The organism is Mesorhizobium sp. M0491, assembly GCF_040321265.1.
GTDB lineage: Bacteria > Pseudomonadota > Alphaproteobacteria > Rhizobiales > Rhizobiaceae > Mesorhizobium.
In genome coordinates, this window is the sequence record NZ_JAMYRE010000008.1 from 17,169 (window position 1) to 41,990 (window position 24,822).

The following is a 24,822-nucleotide window of genomic DNA, read 5'->3' on the forward strand; positions in this document are numbered from 1 at the left end:
AGATTTCCGTCTCGGTCACACTTGTTGCATAATCGCCACAATGCGTTGCATACATCCGACGCAATCATGGCTCTAGACGGCGACATGGCTCCGCAGGCACCGACAACAAACCAACCGCTTTTCAGCGAACCCGGCGCTCGTGACGGGCGCCGGCTGCTTGCGCTGCCAGGCGTGATCGCGGTCGTCGGCGCGCTGATGACGGCGGCGATCTCGTTCGCCATCCTCGTTGGCGCCACGCCGATCACACCGAACGAGTCGACTACGCTGGCGTTGATTGCCCTCAACACGGCTTTCGTCCTGTTTCTTATCGCGCTGGTCGGGCGTGAGGTGCACCGCATCCTGATGGCGCGCCGGCATGGCAAGGCCGCTTCGCGGCTGCATGTGCGCATTGTCGCCATGTTCGCCCTGGTTGCCGCCATTCCAGCCATCATGGTGGCCATCATCGCGTCGATCACGCTCGACATCGGCCTCGACCGCTGGTTCGAGATCCGCACCAAGACGATCGTCAATTCATCGCTGTCGATCGCCGACGCCTATGTCCAGGAAAATGCCCGCAACCTCCAGGGCACGACGCTGTCCATGGCCTATGATCTCGATGCGTCGCGCACGCTCTACGGCCTTGATCGTACCGGCTTTCTCGACCTGATGAACAAGGAAGCCGTGGGCCGTTCGCTGGCCCATGCGGCGCTGATCAAGCCGGACGGCTCTTTCGTCATGAGCGCCAAGACCGATACGGATTTCGCCATGCCCGAGCCGCCGGAAGGCGCGGTGGCCAGCGCTACCGACGGCAAGCCGGTGCTGATCGAACCGAAAACGCGCAACATCATGGGTGCCATCGTCAAGCTGCGGGAGATCGAAGGACTCTACCTCTACACCATTCGGCTCGTCGACCCCGAAGTGATCAAGGCAAGGCAGATCGTCAGGTCCAACACCGACGAATATCGGGGGCTGGAAGATAACCGCCGTACCTCTCAGGTGGCCTTCGCGCTGCCCTATCTGTCGTTGACGCTCATCATTATCCTGTCCGCGATCTGGACCGGCATTGCGGTCGCCGACCGTCTGGTGCGGCCCATTCGCCAGCTCATCGGCGCCGCCGACGAGGTCGCGACCGGCAATCTCGACGTCGCGGTTCCCGTCAGGCCTTCGGACGGCGATGTCGCGTCGCTCGGCGATACGTTCAACAAGATGCTTTTCGAACTGAAATCGCAGCGCAATGAGATCCTGTCCGCCAAGGACCTGATCGACGAACGGCGCCGCTTCTCGGAAGCCGTGCTTGCCGGCGTTACCGCCGGCGTGATCGGCGTCGATCCCTACGGCATCGTCACCATCGTCAACCGCTCGGCCGAAGCGATGCTGGCGATTTCGGCCAGCGCAGCCCTTGGGCAGAATCTTTCCGCCGTGCTGCCGCATGTCGGCCGCGTCTTCGAGATCGGCCGTAAGTCCGGCAAACCCGTCTATCGTGAGCAGGTGACCTTCTACCGCGCCGGTGCCGAGCGGACCTTCAACGTGCAGATCACGATCGAGGCCGGCGACGACGGCTCGGAGGAAAAATCCTATGTGGTGACGGTCGACGACATCACCGACCTGGTTCAGGCGCAGCGCTCGTCGGCCTGGGCGGACGTGGCGCGGCGTATCGCCCACGAGATCAAGAACCCGCTGACGCCGATCCAGCTCTCGGCCGAACGTATCAAGCGCCGTTACGGCAAGGTGATTACCGAGGACCGCGAGGTTTTCGACCAATGCACCGACACCATCATCCGTCAGGTTGAGGATATCGGCCGTATGGTCGACGAATTCTCGGCGTTCGCGCGCATGCCGAAGCCCGAGATGAAGTCGATAGATCTGCGCGAATCGCTGCGTGAGGCCTCGTTCCTGGTCGAGGTCAGCCGCGCCGACATCACTTTCGAGCGGATCTTCGGCACCGAGCCGCTCAAGGGCACGTTCGACAGCCGCCTGATGGCGCAGGCTTTCGGCAATGTGATCAAGAACGCCGCCGAGGCAATCGACGGATTGGAACAGAAGGACGGTTCGCACGGCATAATCCGGATTCAAGCCGGGCGCCAGAATGGTGCGATTCGAATCGACGTCATCGACAATGGCAAAGGCCTGCCGCGCGAGAATCGCCAACGGCTGCTCGAGCCCTACATGACCACACGCGAGAAGGGCACCGGACTTGGCCTCGCTATCGTCAAGAAGATCGTGGAGGACCATGGCGGCAGGCTGGAACTACACGATGCTCCAGCGGACTTCCACGATGGGCGGGGCGCGATGATCAGCATCATCCTGCCGCCTGCGGCCGCAACGGCTCCGCGCGGCGAAAGCAGGGCGGAAAACGAAAGAGAAACTGAAAAGGTCGGTAATGGCGTCTGATATTCTCATCGTCGATGACGAGGAAGACATCCGTGAACTCGTCGCGGGCATACTGAGCGACGAAGGTCACGAAACCCGCACGGCATTCGATGCCGACAGCGCGCTCGCTGCTATAGCTGATCGCGCGCCGCGGCTGATTTTCCTCGATATCTGGCTGCAGGGCTCGCGCCTGGACGGGCTGGCGCTGCTCGACGAGATCAAGACCATGCATCCGACCTTGCCGGTGGTGATGATTTCCGGCCACGGCAACATCGAAACGGCGGTCTCCGCCATCCGTCGCGGCGCCTATGACTTCATCGAAAAGCCGTTCAAGGCCGACAGGCTGATCCTTATTGCCGAGCGTGCGCTGGAGACCTCGAAATTGCGGCGCGAGGTTTCCGACCTCAAGCTGCGCAGCGGCGAAACCTTCGATCTGATCGGCATGTCGTCGGCGATGAGCCAGTTGCGCCAGACCATCGAACGCGTCGCGCCGACCAACAGCCGCGTGATGATCATTGGACCGTCTGGCTCGGGCAAGGAACTGGCCGCGCGCGCCATCCACACGCTGTCGGCGCGCAAGAGCGCACCTTTCGTGACGCTGAGCGCCGCCAACATCACGCCCGAGCGCATGGAGATCGAGCTGTTCGGCACCGAATCGAATGGTGTCGAGCGCAAGGTCGGCGCGCTGGAGGAGGCCCATCGCGGTATCCTCTACATCGACGAGGTGGCCGACATGCCGCGCGAGACGCAGAACAAGATCCTGCGCGTGCTGGTCGAGCAGCAGTTCGAGCGGGTAGGGGGAACCAAGCGGGTCAAGGTCGATGTCCGCATCATCTCCTCGACCTCGCAGAACCTCGAAGCGATGATTGCCGACGGGCGTTTTCGCGAGGATCTTTACCATCGCCTGGCGGTTGTTCCGGTCATCGTGCCGGGATTGGCCGAGCGGCGCGAGGATATTCCCTACCTCGTCGACAATTTCATGAAGCAGATCGCCCGCCAGGCCGGCATCAAGCCGCGCCGCATCGGCGACGACGCGCTGGCCGTGCTGCAGGCGCACAACTGGCCGGGCAACGTTCGCCAGCTGCGCAACAATGTCGAGCGCCTGATGATCCTTGCGCGCGGCGACGACGTCGATGCGCCGATCACCGCCGACCTTTTGCCGGCCGAGATCGGCGATGTCATGCCGCGCACGCCGAATCAGTCCGACCAGCACATCATGGCGCTGCCGCTGCGCGAAGCGCGTGAGCAGTTCGAGAAGGATTACCTGATCGCCCAGATCAACCGGTTCGGCGGCAACATCTCGAAGACCGCCGAGTTCATCGGCATGGAGCGCTCCGCGCTGCATCGCAAGCTGAAGTCGCTGGGCGTCTGAGCGCGACATATCCAGCCGCCGCGCCCGGGCCGAGCATTTGCCGGTTACGGCGGCGGTGGAATCGCATAAGAAAGCCCCGAGAATATCTAGAGGTTGCCCATGCCGCGCATTGCCTATGTCAACGGGCGCTATGTCACGCACGCCGATGCCGCCGTCCATATCGAGGACCGTGGCTATCAGTTCGCCGACGGTGTCTATGAGGTCTGCGAGGTGGCGCGTGGTTTCATCGTCGACATGCCGCGCCATCTGTCCCGGCTGAACCGCTCGCTGACCGAATTGTCGATCGCCTGGCCGGTCACCTCCCGCGTGCTGCCACTCATTCTGCGCGAGGTGGTCAATCGCAACCAGGTCGCCAATGGCCTGGTCTACGTGCAGGTGACGCGCGGCGTGGCCAGCCGCGACTTCGCCTTCCCTTCCGCCGACACGAAGCCGGCCCTGGTAGTCACCGCCAGGAAGGCCGACCCAGCGGCTGGAGCGAAGCGAGCCGAGACCGGCATCGCGGTCATCACCGTGCCGGAGAACCGCTGGGACCGCGTCGACATCAAGACCGTCGGGCTGCTGCCCAATGTATTGGCCAAGCAGAAGGCCAAGGAAGCCGGTGCGCAGGAAGCTTGGTTCGTCGACGATGAAGGCAACGTAAAAGAAGGCGGCTCGTCCAATGCCTGGATCGTCACCCGGGACGGCGTCCTGGTCACCAGGCCGGCCGAGCACGGCATCTTGCGCGGCATCACCCGCACGACCATGTTCGAAGTGGCGGCCAAGCTTGGCCTGAAGATCGAGGAGCGCGGCTTTTCCGTCGCCGAGGCCAAGGCGGCACGCGAGGCGTTCATCAGCTCCGCAACGACAATCGCCATGCCGGTGGTGGCCATCGACGGCGATACGGTCGCCAATGGGCACCCCGGCTCAATAACACTTTCCTTGCGGCAGGCCTTTTTTGACATTGCGGAAAAAAGTCCAGCCTGATAACCGCACAGGTGGAATGAACATCAATATATCTCGTTCTGCTTGTCGGTACTGACGACAAGACGGTGTTTGCGAGCTTGACATGCGCCCGTTAATTTGGCGCATTGGCTTGCAAACCGAAGGGGATCGGCGAAAGACAAGAACAATGGCGGAACGATCGCAAAACCTTCAGGACCTGTTCCTGAATTCAGTTCGCAAGAGCAAGAACCCGCTCACCATCTTCCTCATCAACGGCGTGAAGCTGACCGGCGTGGTCACTTCGTTCGACAATTTCTGTGTCCTGCTGCGCCGCGACGGACACTCCCAGCTCGTCTACAAGCACGCCATTTCCACGATCATGCCGAGCCAGCCGGTTCAGATGTTCGATGGCGAGGAAAGCCAGGGCGCCTGATTGGCACGTGAAAAAGACGCGGACGCCACCGTTCGCGGAAAACCAACACATCATCCCGGGACGGAAGCCAAGGGCCCGACCCGGGCTGTTGTCATTGTGCCCGTCCTTACCCGCCACCAGCGCAACGACGACGAGACCAACCGTCCTCGGTTGATGCGTTCGGCTGATGCTCGCCACGACGAGGCCGTCGGCCTTGCTCGCGCCATCAACCTGGATCTGATCCACACCGCGGTGGTGACCGTCAACGATCCGCGCCCGGCGACGTTGCTCGGCAGCGGCAAGGTTGCGGAGTTCGCGGAAATCGTCAAAGAGGGACATGCGGAAGTGGTCGTCGTCGACCATCCGCTGACCCCGGTGCAGCAGCGCAATCTCGAGAAAGAGCTGAACGCCAAGGTGCTGGACCGCACCGGGCTGATCCTCGAGATCTTCGGCGAGCGCGCGCGCACCAAGGAAGGCACGCTGCAGGTCGAGCTCGCCCATCTCAACTACCAGAAGGGCCGCCTCGTGCGCAGTTGGACCCATCTGGAGCGCCAGCGCGGTGGCGCCGGCTTTCTCGGGGGCCCCGGCGAAACGCAGATCGAATCCGACCGGCGGCAGTTGCAGGAAAAGATCATCAAGCTGAAGCAGGAGCTGGAAACGGTGCGGCGCACGCGCGACCTGCACCGCGCCAAGCGCAGGAAGGTGCCGTTCCCGGTGGTGGCGATCGTCGGCTATACCAACGCCGGCAAGTCGACGCTGTTCAACCGGCTGACCGGAGCAGACGTGCTGGCGCAGGACATGCTGTTCGCTACGCTCGATCCGACGCTGCGCCGCGTGCGCCTGCCACATGGCACGCCGATCATCCTCTCCGACACTGTCGGTTTCATCTCGGACCTGCCGACGCATCTGATCGCGGCTTTCCGCGCCACCCTGGAAGAGGTAGTCGAGGCCGATCTCGTGCTTCATCTGCGCGACATTTCGGATCCGGACACGGCCGCCCAGGCCGAAGATGTCGAGCGTATCCTGGCCGACCTCGGTGTTGACGCCGGCGACGCCAAGCGGGTGATCGAAGTGTGGAACAAGATCGACCGGCTCGACGAAGGCAACCGGACCCGGCTGCTTGCAGACGGCGCCAATGCCAGCAAGGCGCCGCCGATTGCGGTGTCGGCTGTCACCGGCGAGGGCATCGATGCGCTGAAGGCAATCATCGAAACGCGGATGGCGGGCGAGCTCGAAGACCTGACGGTGACGATCGAGCCGGCACAGTTCGGCCTTGTCGACTGGCTTTACCGCAATGGCGATGTCGTTTCGCGAAGCGACAATGATGACGGCAGCGCCACCATCTCGCTCAAGGCCACGCAAAGCGCCCGCGAAGAGATCGAAAGCAGATTGCGTCGTAAAAACAACGGCTAATGTAACTTACTTCGCGGTCTTTGCTTCCTGCCAGAGCGCTTCCATCTCGGCCAGATCAGCCTTGTCCAGCGTGTTTCCGGCTTTTCCCAGTGCCTGTTCGACATAATGGAAACGCGAGCGGAATTTTTCGTTGGTGCCGCTCAGCGCTGCTTCGGAATCGAGCTTGAGATGACGGCCGAGATTGACGACGGCAAACAGCATGTCGCCGAACTCGTCTTTGATCGAGGCGGTGTCGCCTTTGGCCAGTGCCTCGCGCAACTCGCCGATCTCTTCCTCGATCTTGTCGAGGATGGGCGCTGCCTCGCTCCAGTCGAAGCCGACGCGGGCGGCTTTCTCCTGAAGTTTCAGTGCCCGGGTCAGCGCGGGCAGGGCGACCGGCACGCTGTCCAAAAACCCCTTGCCGTTGTCTTCGGGATCGAGACCGCGGGCGAGGCGAGCGCTTCGCTTCTCCGCCTTCTCTTCGGCCTTGATCTTTTCCCACATGCCCTTGGCCATGCCGGCGCTGCGGGCTTTCTCGTCACCAAAGACATGCGGATGGCGGCGGATCATCTTCGTCGTGATGGCTTGCACCACGTCAGAGAAGGCGAATTCACCGGCTTCCTCGGCCATTTGCGCGTGGTAGACGACCTGCAGCAGAAGATCGCCGAGCTCGTCGCGCAGATCGTCGAGGTCGCCGCGCGCGATGGCGTCCGCCACCTCATAGGCTTCCTCGATCGTATAGGGCGCAATGGTCGAGAAATCCTGTTCGATGTCCCAGGGGCAGCCAGTCTTCGGCGCCCGCAGCGCCGCCATGATCTCGATCAGGCGCGAAATGTCTTTCGATGGCGTCATCTAGAGCTATTCCAGGAAAAGTGTGAAACGGTTTTCTGTCGGATGCTATCCCGCGACCGGCCGCGCGGCCAACGCTGTCAGCCGGCGCGGAAGCCTTGTCCACAGATGAGCCGCGTCAATCAAGAACCGAAACGATCGCCTTGGCGAGTTCGTCCATGCCGTCCTCGGGCAGGCCGGCGACATTGATGCGGCTGTCGCCGACCATGTAGACGCCGTGCTCGGCACGCAGCCGCTCGACCTGCGCTTCCGTGAGGCCAAGGCGGGAGAACATGCCGCGATGGCTGGCGACGAAGTCGAAGCGGTCGGAATTGGACTGCCGGCGCAACGCTTCGGCGAATTGCACCCGAAGCCTGAGCATGCGCAGCCGCATCTCTTCGAGCTCGGCTTCCCAGTCGGCGCGCAAGGTGGCGTCTTCGAGCACGATGCGCACGGCCGCCGCACCATGGTCCGGCGGCATCGAATACATGGCGCGCGCCGCCGACAGCATCTGGCTCATCGCCACATCCGCCTGTGCGCCGTCCCTGGCCAGGATCATCGCCGCGCCGACGCGGTCGCGGTAGACGGCGAAATTCTTCGAGCAGCTCGACGCCACCACCATCTCCGGAACTTTCGCCGCCAGCAGGCGCAAGCCGAGGGCATCGGCCTCAAGGCCATCGCCAAAGCCCTGATAGGCGATGTCGACAAACGGCAGCAGCTCGCGCTCGACGACCAGATCGGTAACGGCTGCCCACTGTGCCGCATCCAGATTGGCGCCGGTCGGGTTGTGGCAGCAGCCATGCAGCAACACGACGTCGCCGCTCTTTGCCGTCCGCAACGCGGCCAGCATGTCGTCGAAACGAACGGCGCCCGAGGCCGCATCGAAATAGGGATATTCACGGATCTGCAGGCCGGCGGCGCGCATCACCGGCATGTGGTTCGGCCAGGTCGGATCCGATAGCCAGATGGTTGCATCCGAGCGCGTCCGCTTCAGCAGTTCCGCCACCAGCCGCAGCGCGCCGGAACCGCCGGGCGCCTGTGCGGCGCGGATGCGCGTCATGTCGGCGCCTGGACCGAAGGCGAGCTTGGCCATCACTGTGTTGAAGCCGGTATCGCCGGCAAGGCCGAGATAGGTCTTGGTGTCCTGACCCTCCAAGAGCCGCTTTTCGGCTTCGCGCACGGCGCGCATGACCGGCGTCTTGCCGTCGCGATCCTTGTAGACGCCGACGCCGAGGTCGACCTTGTCGGGGCGCGGATCGGCGCGATAAAGGCCGATCAGGGCCAGGATCTTGTCGGCGGGGGCGGGCTGCAGGGCTTCAAACATCGATACGGCTCCAATGGCGGCGGAGTGATACGCAAATCGGTCACGTTTCGCCAGCGGTTTTAGCTGGGTGATCCAGCCCTAGACGGGGGTGCCGGGAAGCCTGCTCTGCACGCTCCTGTGATGTGGACGGGGTTTGATGCGGAACCCATTGATGCGCGTGGGAAAATGACCAGCCGGCATTAACAGCGCCACCACGCCATCGTCCGCGTCGGCATGAGCGCTTCTGTGCGCAAATTTCGGCTTTGCCACGGCCAGTGGTCAGCCCCCACCGTGCCTGTCTTTCACAGCCTGCCGCAACAGATAGGCGACCGCGCTCAGCACCATCAAGGCCAGCCCGAACCATGTCAGGGCATAGGCCAGATGGTTGTTGTGGAACGAAACCACCGTCAAGCCGCCGACCGGCCACCCTCCCGGATTGGGCGTGGCATCGGCATCGATGAAATAAGGAGCGACCTGCCCGAGGCCTTGCGTCGTGGCGATCGCCTGCACATCGCGCGAATACCAGCGGTTGGCGGCCGGATCGTTGTTACGCAGGAAGCCGCCTTTCGGTTCGCTGATGCGCAACAGGCCGTGAATTCCGGTGTGATCGCCCGAGGGCTTGCCTGCGAGGCGGGTTGCCGGATCGCGCTTGTCCGTCGGCACGAAGCCCCTGTTCACCAGAATCGTGAAGCCATCATCCGCTCGGAACGGCGACATTACCCAGAAGCCCCCGCCGAGATCGGTGACCGCCTGGACCAGGGTCTCGCGATCACCGAGAAACCGGCCCGTGACGGCAAGCTGGCGATACTCGCCATCCCTGGCGTTGATCGCTGGCCAGGCCGAAGGCGCCGGGGCGGCCACAGGTACTGCCTTGAGACGCTGGTCGACACGCTCGATCAGGTCGAGTTTCCAGACGCGGCGCTCCAGCTGCCAGACACCAAGCGCCGAAAAGCCGGTGATGCCGATGGCCCCGCAAAGGCAAAGCACCAACAGCGTCCATGGTGAACGCGTAATGCTTTGGCCGTCGCCTGTATTCGAATGCGGTATCGTCCGTGCCTGTTCGTCCAAAGCCAGGTCCCTCTCTCAGGGTATCTGACTCATGTCATGGCCGGGCATCATGTTGACGTTCAGATGGTACATGACCCAGAGTGAGCCCGTCAGCGCGATCACCACCAGGATGAGGGTGAAGATCAGGGCCATCATGGTCCAGCCGCTCTCCGACCTGGTGTTCATATGCAGAAAGAACACCATGTGGACGATGATTTGCACGACGGCGAAGGCCATGATGGCAATCGCCGACGCCATCTGATTGCCGAGCGCGTTGGTCATGACCAGCCAGAAGGGAATGGCGGTCAGCACGACGGACAGGCCGAAGCCTGTCAGATAGCCGCGCAGCGAGCCGTGATCGACGCCGTGATGCGCGTGGCTCTGGTCGCTGGTGTCTGTTTGGTGCCCGGCGCTCATCGCAACATTCCCATCAGATAAACGAAGGTGAAGACGCCGATCCAGATGACGTCGAGGAAGTGCCAGAACATGCTCAGGCACATCAGGCGCCGCTGGTTCGCGGCGATCAGCCCGTGCCTGGAGACCTGCACCATCAGCACCACCAGCCAGACCAGGCCGAAGGTGACGTGCAGGCCGTGCGTTCCGACCAGCGTGAAGAACGACGACAGGAAGCCGCTGCGCTGCGGCGTCGCCCCCTCGTGGATGAAATGGGCGAATTCGTAGAGTTCGATGCTGAGAAAGGCGAGGCCGAACAGGCCAGTGATCACCAGCCACACCTGCATGGGCTTCACCCTTCCCTTCGCCATCTCCAGCATCGCGAAGCCGTAAGTGATGGAGGACAGGAGCAGCATGGTGGTGTTGAGCGCGACCAGCGGAAGATCGAACAGGTCCTTCGGCGCGGGTCCGGCCGCGTAATTGCCACCGAGCACGCCGTAGACCGCGAACAGCATCGCGAAGATGAGGCAGTCGCTCATCAGATAGATCCAGAAGCCGAGCATGGTGCTGCTGCCGCTCTCGGCATGGCCGTGGTCGTCTTCCAGGTGGAAGACCGTGTCGTCGATCACCGTGTCGGCGTGTGCCATGGTGCTTATCCCGCCTGGCTGGTGGCTGCGAGCAGGCGTGTCCGCTCGTCCTCGACGCGGGTGACGTCACTGGACGGAATGTGGAAGTCCCGGTCGTAGTTGAAAGTATGCGCGATGGCGTAGCCGATCAGGGCGACGAAGCTGACGATCGCCAGCCACCAAATGTACCAGATGAGCGCCATGGCAAGCACCACGCTCAACCCGGCCAGGATGACGCCGGCTCCGGTGTTGCGCGGCATGTGGATGTCACGGAAGCCCGTCAGAGGGCGCTGGTAGCCGCGCTTCTTCATGTCCGCCCAGGTGTCGAGATCATGGACGACCGGGGTGAAGGCGAAATTGTAGGCCGGCGGCGGCGAGGACGTCGCCCATTCGAGCGTACGCCCGTCCCACGGATCGCCGGTATCGTCGCGAAGCTGCTCGCGCCGGCGCACGCTGACGAAGATCTGGATGAGGAAGGACAGGATGCCAAGCAGGATCAGGAAGGCGCCGAAGGCGGCGATGATGAACCAGATCTGCAGCGAGGGATCCTCAAAGGTGCGCAGCCGGCGCGTTACGCCCATCAAGCCGAGGATGTAGAGCGGCATGAAGGCGAACCAGAAGCCGACCACCCAGAACCAGAACGACATCTTTCCCCAGAACGGATCAAGCCGGAATCCGAATGCCTTGGGGAACCAGTAGCTGATGCCGGCAAACAGGCCGAACAGCACGCCGCCGATGATGACGTTGTGGAAATGCGCGACCAGGAACAGGCTGTTGTGGAGCACGAAGTCGGCTGGCGGAACCGCGAGCAGCACGCCGGTCATGCCGCCGACCACGAAGGTCAGCATGAAGGCGACCGTCCACATCATCGGCAGTTCGAAGCGGATGCGGCCGCGGTACATGGTGAACAACCAGTTGAATATCTTGGCGCCTGTCGGGATCGAAATGATCATCGTTGTGATGCCGAAGAACGAGTTGACGCTCGCTCCCGATCCCATGGTGAAGAAGTGATGCAGCCAGACCAGGTAGGACAGGATGGTGATGACGATGGTTGCATAGACCATCGATGTGTAGCCGAAGAGCCGCTTGCCGCAGAAGGCCGAGGTCACTTCGGAAAATATGCCGAAGGCCGGCAGGATCAGGATGTAGACCTCGGGGTGGCCCCAGATCCAGATCAGGTTCACGTACATCATCGGATTGCCGCCGAAGTCGTTCGTGAAGAAGTTGGTGCCGACATAACGGTCGAGAGCCAGCAGGGCCAGCACCGCCGTCAGCACCGGGAAGGCGGCGACGATGAGCACATTGGTGCAGAGCGCGGTCCAGGTGAAGATCGGCATTCTCATCATGGTCATGCCTGGCGCGCGCATCTTGACGATGGTGCAGACCAGGTTCACGCCCGACAGCAGCGTGCCGACGCCCGCCACTTGCAGGGCCCAGATATAATAATCGACACCGACATCGGGACTGTAGCCGATACCCGACAGCGGCGGATAGGCAAGCCAGCCGGTGCGGGCAAATTCGCCGACGAACAGCGACATCATGACGATGACCGCGCCGCCGACCGTCATCCAGAAGCTGAAATTGTTGAGGAACGGAAACGACACGTCGCGCGCGCCGATCTGCAGCGGGACGACGAAATTCATCAGGCCCGTCACCAGCGGCATCGCCACGAAGAAGATCATGATCACGCCGTGCGCGGTGAAGATCTGGTCGTAGTGATGCGAATTGAGGTAGCCTTCCGAACCGCCGAAGGCCATCGCCTGCTGGAGCCGCATCATGATGGCGTCGCTGAAGCCGCGCAGCAGCATGACGATGCCGAGCACCATGTACATCACACCGATGCGCTTGTGGTCGACGCTGGTGAACCATTCGCGCCACAGATAGCCCCAGAGCTTGAAATAGGTCAGCGCGCCGACGAGGGCGATGCCGCCCAGCGCGACGACTACGAAGGTCGCGACCACGATGGGTTCGTGCAGCGGCAGCGACTCGAGCGTGAGCCGGCCGAAGATCGCCTTGAGAAGAGCAGGATTGTCGAACATGTCTTGCGTGGCGCCTCAGGAGTTGAAGGGCGACCGAAGCGTGCCGGTTGCGGAAGGTGACGGCAGTCGGATCGACAGGGGCGGTGGCCGTTGCAGACCAGCGCCGACTATCGGCGTCGAGGTCATCGGCGTGACGGATTGATCGGCCTTCGAAGCCGCCAGTGCTTCTTCGGTCGTGCATATGCTGGCGACATAGGATGGGGCAGGGCCGAATATCGTGCCGCGCCGGGCGAACTTGTCATACAGCAGCGGCAGGGTGTTGCGGATGCCGGCCATTCCCAGACCGCCCTTGGCATCGATCTGCGACATCTCGCTCATGCACATCTTGCCGGGCTCGACGCACATGTTGAGGATCGCCTTGTAGAGATCGGCATCCACCGCCGCATAGTGGCGCACGGGTTGGTTCTCGCTGGGCTGTTCGAGCTCCAGATAGCCGTTTCGGTCGAGCTTGCCGCCGCCGTCCTTTGCCTTCGCGATCCATGCCTGGAAACCGGCATCGTCTAGGCCGTGGAACGCGAAGCGCATTCCCGAGAAGCCGGCGCCGCTGTAGTTGGCGGAGAACCCTTCATAGTCGCCGGACTTGTTTATGACGGCGTGCAGCCTGGTTTCCATACCCGGCATCGCATAGATCTGGCCGGCCAGTGCTGGAATGTAGAAGGAGTTCATCACCGATGCGGAGGTGATGCGAAAGCTGATCGGCCGGTCGACCGGCGCAGCCAGTTCGTTGACCATGGCGACGCCGTACTCCGGATAGATGAACAGCCATTTCCAGTCGAGCGCGACGACTTCGACCTCAAGCGGGCGCACGTCCGGCGGCAGCGGCTTGCCGGCCGATACACGTCCGATCGGCCGATAGGGGTCGAGCAGATGCGTCCCCATCCACGTCACCGCGCCCAGGCAGATGATGATCAGAAGCGGCACAGCCCAAATGACGAGCTCGAGATGGGTCGAGTGGTCCCAATCCGGCTCGTAGCGCGCCTCGCGGTTGGACTGGCGGTATCGCCAGGCAAAGAATATGGTGAGAGCCATCACCGGTATGATGACGATCAGCATCAGTGCCGTGGACACCATCAGCAGGTCGCGCTGCTGCGCGGCGACGTCGCCGGCAGGGTTCATGACGACCATGCTGCAGGAGCCGAGCGATGCCAGCAGGGGCAGCAGGAAAAGGGTACGGAGACGGCTCAATGTATGACCTGTCGGTTGTTCCCCCCAGTGCTAGCCGCACCGCGGCAATGAAGGCATTGGACAATTTGTCCAATGCCGCAATGACGCGGCAGGCGTCATCAAAGCATCTGGCCCGCGCACATGGCAAGCGATCGTATGACACCGCGGCGGGGCGACGGAGAATGCTGTGAGCCCAACTTCGAAGATGGAAGCCGACGCAAGACGGATCAACGCGCGGCATCATGAGGTGAAGCCCGGCGAAATCGCCGTTGGCGTCATCATCGGCAGGACGTCGGAATTCTTCGACTTCTTCGTCTACGCGATCGCTTCCGTCATCGTTTTTCCGAAGCTCGTATTTCCTTATGCCGACCCGTTGACCGGCACGCTCTACTCCTTCGCCATCTTCGCGCTTGCCTTCATCGCGCGGCCGATCGGGACGGCGATCTTCACCGCGCTCGACCGCGCCTACGGACGCAGCGCCAAACTCACCATCGCGCTGTTCCTGCTGGGGACCTCGACCGTGTCGATCGCCTTCGTGCCCGGCTACGACCAGATCGGCCCGGCTTCGGCCTGGCTGCTGGCCATGTTCCGGATCGGTCAGGGACTGGCGCTGGGCGGGACATGGGATGGACTTGCCTCGCTGCTGGCGTTGAATGCGCCCGAAAAGCGCCGCGGCTGGTATGCGATGATCCCGCAGCTGGGCGCACCACTCGGGCTCATCGTTGCCAGCGCCCTGTTTGCATATTTCGTCGGCAACCTGTCGGCCGAAGACTTCTTCAGCTGGGGTTGGCGCTACCCGTTCTTCGTCGCCTTCGCTATCAATGTCGTCGCCCTGTTCGCACGGCTGCGCATCGTGGTGACGCCGGAATACACCAAACTGTTCGAAGGCCAGGAACTGGAGCCGACTTCCGTCCGCGAGACGTTGCGCGCCGAAGGGCGCACTGTCGTGCTCGGCGCCTTCGCGCCGCTGGCGAGCTTCGCCCTGTTCCACATGGTGACGGTGTTTCCTCTGTCCTGGATTTTCCTGTTCACGCGCGAGGGACCGGCCCGGTTCCTGGTCATCGAGACGATCGGAGCCTTCTTCGGCCTGGCGGCAATCGCGATCTCGGGCTTCGTCGCCGACCGGGTTGGGCGCTGGCCCTTGCTCGGAGGCTCGGCGGTGGCCATCGCCGTTTTCAGCGGTTTCGCGCCACAGCTGCTCGATGGCGGCTTCGTCGGAGAGTCCGTCTTCATGGTATTGGGCTTCGTCCTGCTCGGCCTGTCGTTCGGCCAGTCTTCAGGAGCACTCGCCTCGAACTTTTCAAAGACCTACCGCTATACAGGTGCTGCGCTGACCTCGGACCTCGCCTGGCTGTTCGGCGCCGGCTTCGCCCCCATAGTCGCCCTGTTCCTGTCCGCCCATTTCGGGCTGATCTCGTCAGGCGCCTATCTGTTGTCGGGAGCGCTGTGCACGTTGCTGGCGCTGAGGCTCAACCAGCGCCTGGATCGGACGCCCGCTTGAGTGACCTGCTTGGCCAGGGCTGGGGACCTCCCGGCCCAATGACTCTGCACGACAAGACCAACAAACAGAATTTCCTGCTTCTGATCCAACTGCGCTGGATCGCGGTCGGTGGTCAGATCGTGACGATCCTGTTCGTCCGCTACGCGCTTGGCATCGGCCTGCCGCTGGTGCCGATGGCGGTGGTGATCCTGCTGCTGATCGCTCTCAATGTCGCCAGCCTGCGCCGGCACAGCAGCCAGGACGCGATCACCAACACCGAGCTGTTTCTTGGGCTGCTGCTCGACGTCACCGCGTTGACGGTCCAGCTTTACCTGAGCGGCGGCGCGTCCAATCCCTTCATTTCGCTTTACCTGCTCCAGGTCATCCTGGGCGCGGTGCTGCTGGAGACATGGTCGGTCTGGGCCCTTGTTCTCATTGCAAGCACGTGCTTCATCGCGCTGACCACTTTCTACCGTGAGATCAGCCTGCCCGCCGCACACGGTGCCGGGCTGTTCAGCTTGCACATCCAAGGCATGTTCATCTGTTTCGTCCTGGCGGCAACGCTTCTGGTGCTGTTCATCACCAGGGTCCAGAACAACATTCGCACCCGCGACGCCCATCTTGCGGATTTGCGCCAGCAGTCGGCGGAGGAGGCTCACATCGTCAGGATGGGCCTGCTCGCCTCTGGCGCCGCGCATGAGCTCGGCACGCCGCTGGCCACGCTTTCGGTCATCCTCAACGACTGGCAGCGCATGCCGGCTCTCGAGGCCGATCCGGATCTGGCGCAGGAAATCCGGGAGATGCAGGGCCAGTTGGACCGTTGCAAGAAGATCGTTTCGGGAATCCTGATGTCGTCGGGCGAATTGCGCGGCGAAGGCACGGTTCGCACCTCCGTCGACACCTTCCTGGCGGAGCTGGTGGCCGAATGGAAATCGACACGGCTGCCGCAAGGTTTCGAATACACCAGGCGTTTCGGCGCCAACCAGGAGATCGTCTCCGATCCTGCGCTCAAACAGGTGATGTTCAATGTACTGGACAACGCACTTGAAGCGTCGCCTCTATGGGTCGGGTTGATCGTCAGCCGCCACGCTGACGATCTTATCGTCGAAGTTGTCGACGCGGGACCGGGATTTGAAGAAGCCATGCTTGCTGAATTCGGCAAGCCCTATACGTCGACCAAAAACCGGCCAGGTAGCGGGCTCGGCCTGTTTCTGGTCGTCAATGTCATCCGCAAGCTGGGGGGTAGCGTCACCGTAAGAAATAGAACCGAGGGGGGAGCTTCGGTTACGTTGCATCTGCCGCTGGCTGCTCTGTCTCCGCGAGGGCACAATGCCGACTAAACGCACGCTGTTGATCGTTGAGGACGACATCGCCTTTGCCAACGCACTGCGCCGGTCTTTCGAACGGCGTGACTACGAAACGCATAGCTGCCGGAGCGTCGACGGCGTGCATGCGCTGATCGGCACCGTTGCCTTCCAATATGCCGTCGTCGATCTCAAGCTTGCCAGCGGCTCGGGCCTGGAATGCGTCAGGGCGCTGCACGAGCACGATCCTGAAATGCGGATCGTCGTGTTGACCGGCTTTGCAAGCATCGCCACCGCTGTCGAGGCGATCAAGCTCGGCGCCTGCCAGTATCTTGCCAAGCCCGCCAACACCGACGAAATTGAAGCCGCTTTCGGCCAGGTCGAGGGCAATGCTTCGGTGCCGCTCGCCGAGCGACCAACCTCGATAAAGAACCTCGAATGGGAGCGCATCCACGAAATGCTGGTGGAGGCCGACTTCAACATTTCCGAGACAGCACGACGGTTGGGCATGCACCGCCGGACGCTGGCGAGGAAGCTGGAGAAGAGGCGTGTGAAGTAGGCACGATCTACTGCATTCCAGTCGCCACATTGGGCCCACTGCCGCCATGCCTGCCGTCGATGCACCGATGGAAATCACCCGCACAACGATTCCGGGAGCTTGTATTTCTCGGCTTCATCATGCGGTTCCAGGGATAGCCGCTCGATGCTGCGAGGCGAGGGTAGAGGCGAACGATGTCCTCAAAGGGAAAAAATGGGCAGGGCAGGGATTAAAATCCCCACATGCTCCGTAAACAGGACATGAAACCGTCGATGCCACGCTTTGACATCCTAGGACAGCTCGGTTCGCTGCGTCGCTATGCGCGCTCGCTGACGCGCGACAGCACCGACGCCGAGGATCTTGTCCATGACGCGCTGGTGCGCGCCTATGAGCGGCGCAGCACGTTCCGCTCCGGCGGAAACCTGCGCGCGTGGCTGCTGTCGATCGTCCACAACACCTTCATCGACAAGATGCGGTCCCGCAAGTCCGAAGCGTCGCGCGTCGAACAGGCTGGATACCTGGCCGACGGCAGCACGCCGGCACCACAGGAACATTCGGTGCGCCTGGCGCAGGTGCGCGAGGCTTTTTTCAGCCTGCCGGAAGAACAGCGTTCAGCGCTGCACCTCGTCGCCATCGAAGGCCTCTCTTATCAACAGGCCGCCGATGCCAGCGGCGTGCCGCTCGGCACGCTGATGTCACGCATCGGCAGGGCGCGCGCCGCACTGCGCGAGATGGAGGAGCCGGCGAAGGCAAAAAACCATCTCAGGATCGTTGGAGGCCCGTCATGACCGCAACTGTCGATCCCGTGACCGATATCGACCTCGACGCCTATGTCGACGATCAGGTCGACGTCACCCGCCGCATCGAGGTCGAAGCATTCTTGTCCGCTCGCCCGGAGGCGGCGGCGCGCGTGATGTCGGATCTCAGGACCCGCGATGAACTGCGCGTGGCGCTTGCCGGTTCCGCAGGTTTGGCCGGCTCCAAAGGCATGGCGCGGTCCGCGACCGCCGATGCCGCGCGGCGGCTGGAGAGGGGGCTTGCCCGCGGCCGGCTCTTCGGCGTGTTGCAGCGCGCGGCGGCGGTCGCCGGCTTCGTCGCCGCCGGCTGGCTGGCAAACGGCATCATCGGGCCGATGTCGGTGACCAAGGTCGTCGCCTCGCCGCAGCCGCCCGCCTATGTCGACGAGGCGGTGCAGGCCCACAGGACGACGCTGGTGCGCGAGAGCATGCCATCGCAGCCGGAAGCGCCCAATTACAACGCCGGCGAAATCCGCGCCGCCACTGCCATCGTCATGCCGTCGCTGCCGACGGATTGGAGGGTGCGCGACGTGCAGATCTATCCGTCGCGCTTTGGGCCGAGCGTCGAGATGGCGGTCGAGACGAAAGACATGGGGCTGGTGTCGCTGTTTGCGATCCGGCCCGGAACCTTCGACGTCGTCAAGCCGACGATAGCGCCCTCGGGCGACATTTCGTCGGCCTATTTCCAGATCGGCGATGTCGCCTATGCGGTGGTCGGACGAAGCGAGGTTCACGACCTCGACCGCGCCGCCGAGACGCTTGCCAAGACGCTTTACTGATCGATCCACAAAGGAGAACGCAAATGAACACCCCCAATCTGGGATATCGCGTCGGCGCCGGCGCGCAAACCGGAGCCATCTTCGACGAGGGCCTGCGCCAGCATATGCTGCGCGTCTACAACTACATGGGCGTCGGCCTTGTGGTCACCGGCCTCGTCGCCTTCATGATCTCATCGACGCCGGCGCTCTACGTGCCGATCTTCTCCAGCCCGCTGAAATGGGTGGTGATGCTGGCGCCGCTCGCCTTCGTCATGTTGTTCTCGTTCAAAATGCAGACCATGTCGGCGGCGAGTGCCCAGGCGATGTTCTGGGCCTTCTGCGCGGTCATGGGCCTGTCGCTCGCCTCCGTGTTCCTGGTCTTCACCGGAACCAGCATCGCGCGCACCTTCTTCATCGCCGCCACCATGTTCGGCGCCACCAGTCTCTACGGCTACACGACAAAGCGCGACCTGACCCAGTTCTCGTCGTTCCTGATCATGGGCCTGATCGGCGTTGTGATCGCCAGCATCGTCAACATCTTCCTCGGCTCGACCGCGCTGCAGTTCGCCATCTCGGTGATCGGCATCGCCGTGTTCATCGGCCTGACCGCCTGGGATACGCAGACGATCAAAGAACAGTATGCCGAGAATTTCGACGCGGAATCGCGCCAGAAACTTGCCGTCTTCGGCGCCTTCTCGCTCTATCTGAACTTCATCAACATCTTCCAGCTGCTGCTGAATTTTACCGGCGAACGCGAATAACGACTATTCGCTGTGGGCAAGAGCGAGGGTTATTGCTCTTGATGCGGAGAGGTGGCCGGTGGGAGATCCTCCGGCCACAATTCGTTCCTGCAGAACCAGGCTACACCTTGAGTCCCCAAGAGCTTTTGCTAGTCTGCCGACCGCGCCGGCCTTCAACAACGACCCGCGAGGAAATGTGGCACAGGACAGCCAAACGCTTCATGGCGACGGCATCTCGGCGACCATCGTCGCGCAGGGTGCCGAACTGATTTCGCTGCAAGACGCGCACGGATTTGAATTCCTGTGGCAGGCGGGGCCAGAATGGCGGCGGCACTCGCCGGTGCTGTTCCCGATCGTGGGGCGGCTGGCGGGCGATCATCTGCGCCATCGCGGCCGGACCTATCCAATGACGCAGCACGGGTTTGGGCGCGACAAGCCGTTTGCCTGGACGCAGAAGGGGGCGAGATCCTGCACGCTGGTGCTCACTGACGACGCCGACACCTGGGCGCGCTATCCGTTCGCCTTTCGGCTTGAAGTGACCTATACGCTGGTCCGCCAGCAGCTTGATGTGACTTTCGACATCACCAACACCGGTGATGAGCTCCTGCCGGCATCGATCGGGGCGCACCCGGCATTCAATTGGCCCTTGCAGCCGGATTTGGCCAAGGCGGATTACCGGCTTATCTTTGCCGATGATGAGCCGGCGCCGATCCGCCGCCTTAAGGACGGACTGCTGCTGAAAACGCCACAGCCGACGCCTGTCGAAGGCAACATACTCCCGCTCTCTGAGCGGTTGTTCGACGAGGACGCGGTGATCATGGACCAGATCGCCAGCACCAGCGTGCGTTATGCCGCCGAGCGTGGCCCGGCTCTGGAGATGTCCTGGCAAGGGGTTCGGGAGTTGGGCGTCTGGTCAAAGCCGGGCGGCGCGCCATTCCTTTGCATCGAACCTTGGCACGGCCTTGCAAGCCCGGTGGATTTCGATGGTGATTTTGTCGACAAACCAGGCCTGATGCTGGTCGCGCCGGGGGCAAAGCGCGTGATGAGCTATCAGATACGGCTGCTATGACGTTCCTGATCGGCAGATCCAGTCACGCCGGGAGTGCCCTATGAAGCTGTATTTCAGCCGCAATCCCAATCCTCGATTGGCGGTCGCGGCGGCACTCCATCTCGACGCGAAAGTCGAATTTGAATTCGCCTCGCCCTTCGCTCCGGGGCAGGCGGAGAAATATCGGCCGTTAAATCCCAATCTCTCACTGCCCATCCTTGTGGATGATGAGGGAAAGAGCCTCTGGGAGGCAGACGCCATAGCCTGCAGGCTCTCGCGCGACGCGCATTCGGATTTCTGGCGCACCGGCGATGACGAACCCGAGATGATCCGTTGGCTCAGCTGGGGCAAGGAGCACTTCGCACTCGCTTGCGACACGGTGCATTTCGAACGTGGGACCAAACAGCGGTACGGCATCGGCCCGATCGATCAGAAGCGGGTGGAGGAGGGCCTAAACCAATTCCATACGGCCGCGGCAATACTCGACGCCGTGCTTGCCGAGCGGCAGTGGCTGGTCGGGAATTCGGTTTCCTATGCCGATTTTCGAATGGCGACCTTTCTGCCGTTCAACGATGCCGCCAGATTGCCGCTCGACGATTATTCCTCTGTCAGCCGCTGGTACCGTCGGCTTGAAGACATCGACGCCTGGCGTGACCCTTTCAAGGGGATGGATGCACCCGAATTGCCGCCGGTGCCGCAAACGGCTGTCGCGGACCAGCGGTGAGAACGCGCGCGAAGAGCCGCGCAGCAGGCCGAGTCTACCAAGGCAATGATGTGCGGGGGATCGGATGAATATCTATGTCCTGAGTGTGGTCGAAGGACAGGAATGGGTCCTTCCTCGACAGGCGGACGACTACCAGTTGTTTCGACGCTCTGCGGCCGGAAGCAGACACAATGGCATCCGCCCGGGATGGAGATCCTGCGCGAACACGACGACGGTACGTTCCGGCAATATTCAGATTTTCCATGGCTTGGCGAGCATGTGCTCATCCTGCGGGCGAGGGCGTTGAAGTTGCTTCGGCCAACCCTCGAACCGTACGGTGAATTCCTGCCGCTTCGTGCTGACGAGCCAATATCGCTCTGCAATGTCACCACCGTGATCGATGCGCTGGACGAGGAACGTTCAAAGATCGTTCGCTTTGACGATGGCGGCATAATGGTGATCGAAAGCCTCGTCCTTCGAGCGGACGCAATCGGCGGTACCGAGATATTCAAGCTGCCCGAGCGTGCGGACGGGGTGCGAATATCCGATATCTATCTGCAGGAGACGATCGTACGCCGGATCGGGGAGCTTGGGCTCAAGGGCATTGCTTTCAACTTGGTCTGGAGCGACGAGCCGGTCGGACAAGGCAGGATCGAATACCCAGGTGTGGAAAAGGGCATTTCAACCGCAAGCTCGCTCACGCGCTTTTGGGCAGGTCTGCGGCGGAGAGCAGGATTTTGACGTCAAACCTGCCGGACGACGGTGCCGACCACATTGACGAGAAGGCGCGCGGCGGTCAGCGCTGACAGGTCGTCAATGTCAGCCGGAGGATAGAACTCGACAAGGTCGAACCCTGCGATCCGGGCCCGTCTGCCGAGGCCGGCGATCAGGTCGATCACCTCCATGTAGGTGAGGCCGCCGGGTGTACGCGCCGCCACGCCCGGCATGATGCTTGGATCAAGGCTGTCGCAGTCGAGGGTGACGACAACCCGCGCGCCTTCCGGAATATGCCGGAGCGCGGCTTCGACGCCCTGAGCGTGAACCTCGCGGGCGGTCACGAAGCGGCTGCCATAGCGCCGTGCCGCTTCGATCTCGGTGATGCGTGCGCTGCCGACGCTGCGCAGGCCGACTTGCACCATGCCTCCGACATGCGGCATCTCGCTCGCCCTGCGCATCGGGCTCGAATAGCCGTAGCGTTCGCCATGCACCTCGTCGCGCCAGTCGATATGGGCGTCAATCTGCAGGACCCAGACCGGCCCGTGCTCCGCAAAGCCGGAGAGGAAGGGAATGGTCATGGAACAGTCGCCGCCGATCAGGATCGGCACGGCCGGCAATACCAGGATTTCGCGCGTCTTTGCCTCGATCCTGACCCTGTTGCCGGCATTGTCATGCATGGTGGTCAAGATATCGCCGACGTCGATGCAAGAGGCCGGCTTGCCGTCGAACAGCGGGCCACCGAGATCGAAATCCCAGTGCTCGACGAGCGCGGCATCGTCCTGGCTCGCAGTTCGGATGGCATCCGCCGCCAAGGCATGGCCGCGGCTGTCCTTGCCGGGATAAGTGCTGCCGTGACCGGCTCCGAAGATCACTGCGCGGGGCATGTGACCATCTGTCAGGCGATCGGGAAAGCCGAGAAAGGGAGGCGAGGGTGTCATGGCTTGATGGATCCTGATGATGGCTTAGCGCACGCCAATCGGTTGCGTCTAAGTCAAGCGCCTCGGCTTCAGCTTTGTGGGCCGATTGGGTAAGCCCAATAAACTCTAAAACAATCGAGATCGATCACCCACCTGGTGTTTCAAATTTGGGCCAATGGGACATTGGCGGTGGCATGGGCCGATCTCGAGGCGACATTGCGCTGCCGACGAGGACGTTGGCGGTTTGGATCGGCAGGCGCGATCCCGAAATTTCCAGTGCGTGACGAGAATGAACCTTGGCTGGTCGCCTGGTAGCGGAACCAGGCGAGGTTCACGTTGTTACCACAGCGGGCGACTACCGGTTGCCGGATTCGGAGTCATCGTTTCATGACCAATGGTCCATTGCCTGAAAACGTTCTGGTCTCGCTTCCCAAGATCGATGCAAAAGCGGCGCCGACGCTCAAAAATGCCGAGGCGGAGGTATTTTACACGGAAGCAATCCGCGAGCTTACCGCCACCGACATACCCTTTCTGGTCGCCGGGACTTACGCGGTAAGCGCTTATACGGGTGTCACCCGCCAGACCAAGGACCTCGATATTTTCTGCAAGGCAGGCGATTACGCGCGGATCCTCGCCCATTTCAAGCAGCTTGGATATGCCGTCGAAATCGAGGATGACCGGTGGCTCGGCAAGGTGTTCAAGGGCACGCATTTCTTCGACGTCATATTCGGCTCGGCCAACGGCACGGTGCCTGTTGGCGACCTGTGGCTGGAACACGCCCGCCAAACAGAGCTGTTGGGCAGCAGGGTTCGGATCATCGGCCCGACCGAACTCATCTGGTCCAAATGCTTTATCCAGGACAGAGGGCGACACGATGGCGCCGATATCGCTCATACGATTCTCAAGGCGGGCGATCAGATCGATTGGCACCGGCTGCTTTCTTATCTGGAGGTTCATTGGGAGGTTCTGTTGATGCAGCTTATCAATTTCAGATGGATCTATCCGAGCGAGCGCGATCATATCCCGGCGTGGCTGCTCGATGAATTGCTCGACCGCCTCGCCAAGCAACGGCAGTTGCCGTCTCCAAGGATGAAGATCTGCCGTGGGCGGCTGCTTTCGCAAACCGATTACGAAATCGACGTCAAGGAATGGGGCTTCGCCGGCGTCGGTGGTGTGGGAGAATTCCGTGATGGCTGATCCCGTCAAGAGCAGCGGGCCCAAGGACGGCGCACGCGCGCTCAAAGTTGCCGCGGTCGGGGATCTCCATGTGCGGGAAGATGCGCAAACCTCGTATCGAAACCTCTTCGGCGAAATTTCGAGCGAAGCGGACATTCTCGTTCTCACGGGAGATCTGACCAATCTCGGCAAGCCTCGTGAAGCGGAGATGCTGGCCGAGGATCTGCGCAACTGCTCGATCCCGGTCGTGGCGGTGCTCGGCAATCATGACTACGAGTCTGGTGCGGTGGAAGACGTCACGAACATCCTGCGCCAGGCGCATGTTCATCTCCTCGACGGGCAGGCAGTCGAAATCGAAGAGGTGGGTTTTGTCGGCGTGAAGGGATTCATAGGCGGCTTCGGGTCACGCATGCTCGGCTCATTCGGTGAACCGGCCATCAAGACGATGGTCGCCGAAAGCGTGAACGAGGCAATGCGACTTGAAAACGCGATGCGCCAGGTGCGGGCGAAGCGCACGCTGGTGATCCTCCACTATGCGCCGATTGCCGACACAGTCGCGGGAGAACCGCCGGAGATATTTCCATTTTTGGGCTCTTCACGCCTGGCGGAGACGATCGATCGATTCCAGGTTAGTGCTGTCGTGCACGGTCATGCACATCGCGGTTCTTACGAAGGTCAAACGCCTGGCGGAGCCAAGGTCTACAACGTCGCCATGCATGTGACCAAGCCAAGCGGCCGCCCCTACGCCTTGCTCGAAATCTGACGCCAGCGGCATGCGCCGTGGTGCCCATTGGCCTG

General features: G+C 62.2%; 24 protein-coding genes. 16 read left to right on the top strand and 8 right to left on the bottom strand.

The window, feature by feature from the left end; translation table 11 throughout:
- Nucleotides 1–84 precede the first annotated feature (84 nt).
- From NKI69_RS11855 to hflX, 5 genes are all read left to right on the top strand, one after another.
- Nucleotides 85–2,370, top strand: coding sequence for a sensor histidine kinase NtrY-like (locus NKI69_RS11855; RefSeq protein ID WP_352721393.1), 2,286 nt, complete (start codon nucleotides 85–87; stop codon nucleotides 2,368–2,370).
- The gene (gene ntrX / locus NKI69_RS11860; protein ID WP_023812026.1) at nucleotides 2,360–3,721 is read left to right on the top strand and encodes a nitrogen assimilation response regulator NtrX; all 1,362 of its coding nucleotides are present in this window, start codon (nucleotides 2,360–2,362) and stop codon (nucleotides 3,719–3,721) included. Before NKI69_RS11855 ends, ntrX begins: the two co-directional genes overlap by 11 nt.
- A gap of 99 nt (nucleotides 3,722–3,820) precedes the next feature.
- The gene (locus tag NKI69_RS11865; protein WP_128304455.1) at nucleotides 3,821–4,684 is read left to right on the top strand and encodes a D-amino-acid transaminase; all 864 of its coding nucleotides are present in this window, start codon (nucleotides 3,821–3,823) and stop codon (nucleotides 4,682–4,684) included.
- Nucleotides 4,685–4,829: 145 nt separating this feature from the next.
- The gene (gene hfq / locus NKI69_RS11870) at nucleotides 4,830–5,075 is read left to right on the top strand and encodes an RNA chaperone Hfq (protein WP_006202172.1); all 246 of its coding nucleotides are present in this window, start codon (nucleotides 4,830–4,832) and stop codon (nucleotides 5,073–5,075) included.
- Complete coding sequence (gene hflX / locus NKI69_RS11875) at nucleotides 5,076–6,467, top strand: GTPase HflX (RefSeq protein ID WP_352552042.1); 1,392 nt, start codon at nucleotides 5,076–5,078, stop codon at nucleotides 6,465–6,467.
- Nucleotides 6,468–6,473: 6 nt separating this feature from the next.
- Here hflX and mazG read toward each other — a convergent pair whose 3' ends face one another.
- The 7 genes from mazG to cyoA form a co-directional block, all read right to left on the bottom strand.
- A complete protein-coding gene (gene mazG / locus NKI69_RS11880; protein WP_023812023.1) occupies nucleotides 6,474–7,298 on the bottom strand; it encodes a nucleoside triphosphate pyrophosphohydrolase in 825 nt (274 codons plus the stop codon).
- 115 nt (nucleotides 7,299–7,413) lie between these two features.
- Complete coding sequence (locus NKI69_RS11885; protein ID WP_352611738.1) at nucleotides 7,414–8,598, bottom strand: amino acid aminotransferase; 1,185 nt, start codon at nucleotides 8,596–8,598, stop codon at nucleotides 7,414–7,416.
- A gap of 258 nt (nucleotides 8,599–8,856) precedes the next feature.
- Complete coding sequence (locus NKI69_RS11890) at nucleotides 8,857–9,564, bottom strand: SURF1 family protein (RefSeq protein WP_352611760.1); 708 nt, start codon at nucleotides 9,562–9,564, stop codon at nucleotides 8,857–8,859.
- A gap of 96 nt (nucleotides 9,565–9,660) precedes the next feature.
- Nucleotides 9,661–10,041 carry a cytochrome o ubiquinol oxidase subunit IV gene (gene cyoD / locus NKI69_RS11895; RefSeq protein WP_352611739.1) on the bottom strand — a complete coding sequence of 127 codons (381 nt, stop codon included), beginning with the start codon at nucleotides 10,039–10,041 and terminating at the stop codon, nucleotides 9,661–9,663.
- Nucleotides 10,038–10,664, bottom strand: a complete 627-nt coding sequence (gene cyoC / locus NKI69_RS11900) for a cytochrome o ubiquinol oxidase subunit III (RefSeq protein WP_127270912.1) — start codon at nucleotides 10,662–10,664, stop codon at nucleotides 10,038–10,040. The genes cyoD and cyoC overlap by 4 nt, the downstream gene beginning before the upstream one ends.
- Before the next feature lie 5 nt (nucleotides 10,665–10,669).
- On the bottom strand, nucleotides 10,670–12,682 hold the full coding sequence (gene cyoB, locus NKI69_RS11905; RefSeq protein ID WP_352721397.1) for a cytochrome o ubiquinol oxidase subunit I: 2,013 nt from the start codon (nucleotides 12,680–12,682) through the stop codon (nucleotides 10,670–10,672).
- Between the two features lie 15 nt (nucleotides 12,683–12,697).
- Nucleotides 12,698–13,867, bottom strand: a complete 1,170-nt coding sequence (gene cyoA, locus NKI69_RS11910) for a ubiquinol oxidase subunit II (RefSeq protein ID WP_352721399.1) — start codon at nucleotides 13,865–13,867, stop codon at nucleotides 12,698–12,700.
- Between the two features lie 184 nt (nucleotides 13,868–14,051).
- Here cyoA and NKI69_RS11915 point away from each other — a divergent pair, with 184 nt between their 5' ends.
- The 9 genes from NKI69_RS11915 to NKI69_RS11955 all read left to right on the top strand — a co-directional run bounded on the left by NKI69_RS11915 (nucleotide 14,052) and on the right by NKI69_RS11955 (nucleotide 21,955).
- Entirely contained in the window at nucleotides 14,052–15,347 is a 1,296-nt protein-coding gene (locus NKI69_RS11915) for an MFS transporter (RefSeq protein WP_164780145.1), read from the top strand.
- Between the two features lie 38 nt (nucleotides 15,348–15,385).
- Entirely contained in the window at nucleotides 15,386–16,666 is a 1,281-nt protein-coding gene (locus NKI69_RS11920; RefSeq protein WP_031213491.1) for an ATP-binding protein, read from the top strand.
- Nucleotides 16,656–17,189, top strand: a complete 534-nt coding sequence (locus NKI69_RS11925; RefSeq protein ID WP_352721401.1) for a response regulator transcription factor — start codon at nucleotides 16,656–16,658, stop codon at nucleotides 17,187–17,189. Before NKI69_RS11920 ends, NKI69_RS11925 begins: the two co-directional genes overlap by 11 nt.
- Before the next feature lie 251 nt (nucleotides 17,190–17,440).
- Nucleotides 17,441–17,956 carry a sigma-70 family RNA polymerase sigma factor gene (locus tag NKI69_RS11930; protein WP_245273246.1) on the top strand — a complete coding sequence of 172 codons (516 nt, stop codon included), beginning with the start codon at nucleotides 17,441–17,443 and terminating at the stop codon, nucleotides 17,954–17,956.
- On the top strand, nucleotides 17,953–18,744 hold the full coding sequence (locus NKI69_RS11935) for an anti-sigma factor family protein (protein ID WP_128304461.1): 792 nt from the start codon (nucleotides 17,953–17,955) through the stop codon (nucleotides 18,742–18,744). Before NKI69_RS11930 ends, NKI69_RS11935 begins: the two co-directional genes overlap by 4 nt.
- Nucleotides 18,745–18,767: 23 nt before the next feature.
- Complete coding sequence (locus tag NKI69_RS11940) at nucleotides 18,768–19,484, top strand: Bax inhibitor-1/YccA family protein (protein WP_023812012.1); 717 nt, start codon at nucleotides 18,768–18,770, stop codon at nucleotides 19,482–19,484.
- Nucleotides 19,485–19,659: 175 nt separating this feature from the next.
- Complete coding sequence (locus NKI69_RS11945; RefSeq protein ID WP_352721403.1) at nucleotides 19,660–20,532, top strand: aldose 1-epimerase family protein; 873 nt, start codon at nucleotides 19,660–19,662, stop codon at nucleotides 20,530–20,532.
- A 40-nt stretch (nucleotides 20,533–20,572) separates the two neighbouring features.
- Nucleotides 20,573–21,235: a glutathione S-transferase family protein gene (locus NKI69_RS11950; RefSeq protein ID WP_352721405.1), complete on the top strand. Its 663-nt coding sequence runs from the start codon at nucleotides 20,573–20,575 to the stop codon at nucleotides 21,233–21,235.
- Nucleotides 21,236–21,421: 186 nt separating this feature from the next.
- Nucleotides 21,422–21,955: an imm11 family protein gene (locus NKI69_RS11955; RefSeq protein ID WP_352721407.1), complete on the top strand. Its 534-nt coding sequence runs from the start codon at nucleotides 21,422–21,424 to the stop codon at nucleotides 21,953–21,955.
- A 2-nt stretch (nucleotides 21,956–21,957) separates the two neighbouring features.
- Here the strand turns inward: NKI69_RS11955 and NKI69_RS11960 are convergent, their stop codons facing one another.
- Nucleotides 21,958–22,869: an agmatinase gene (locus NKI69_RS11960; protein ID WP_352721409.1), complete on the bottom strand. Its 912-nt coding sequence runs from the start codon at nucleotides 22,867–22,869 to the stop codon at nucleotides 21,958–21,960.
- A gap of 366 nt (nucleotides 22,870–23,235) precedes the next feature.
- Between NKI69_RS11960 and NKI69_RS11965 the strand changes: the two genes are divergently transcribed.
- Together NKI69_RS11965 and NKI69_RS11970 are read left to right on the top strand one after the other, a co-directional pair.
- Entirely contained in the window at nucleotides 23,236–24,045 is an 810-nt protein-coding gene (locus tag NKI69_RS11965) for a nucleotidyltransferase family protein (protein WP_023812007.1), read from the top strand.
- Complete coding sequence (locus tag NKI69_RS11970) at nucleotides 24,038–24,787, top strand: metallophosphoesterase family protein (RefSeq protein WP_023812006.1); 750 nt, start codon at nucleotides 24,038–24,040, stop codon at nucleotides 24,785–24,787. Before NKI69_RS11965 ends, NKI69_RS11970 begins: the two co-directional genes overlap by 8 nt.
- The last annotated feature ends 35 nt before the right edge of the window (nucleotides 24,788–24,822 follow it).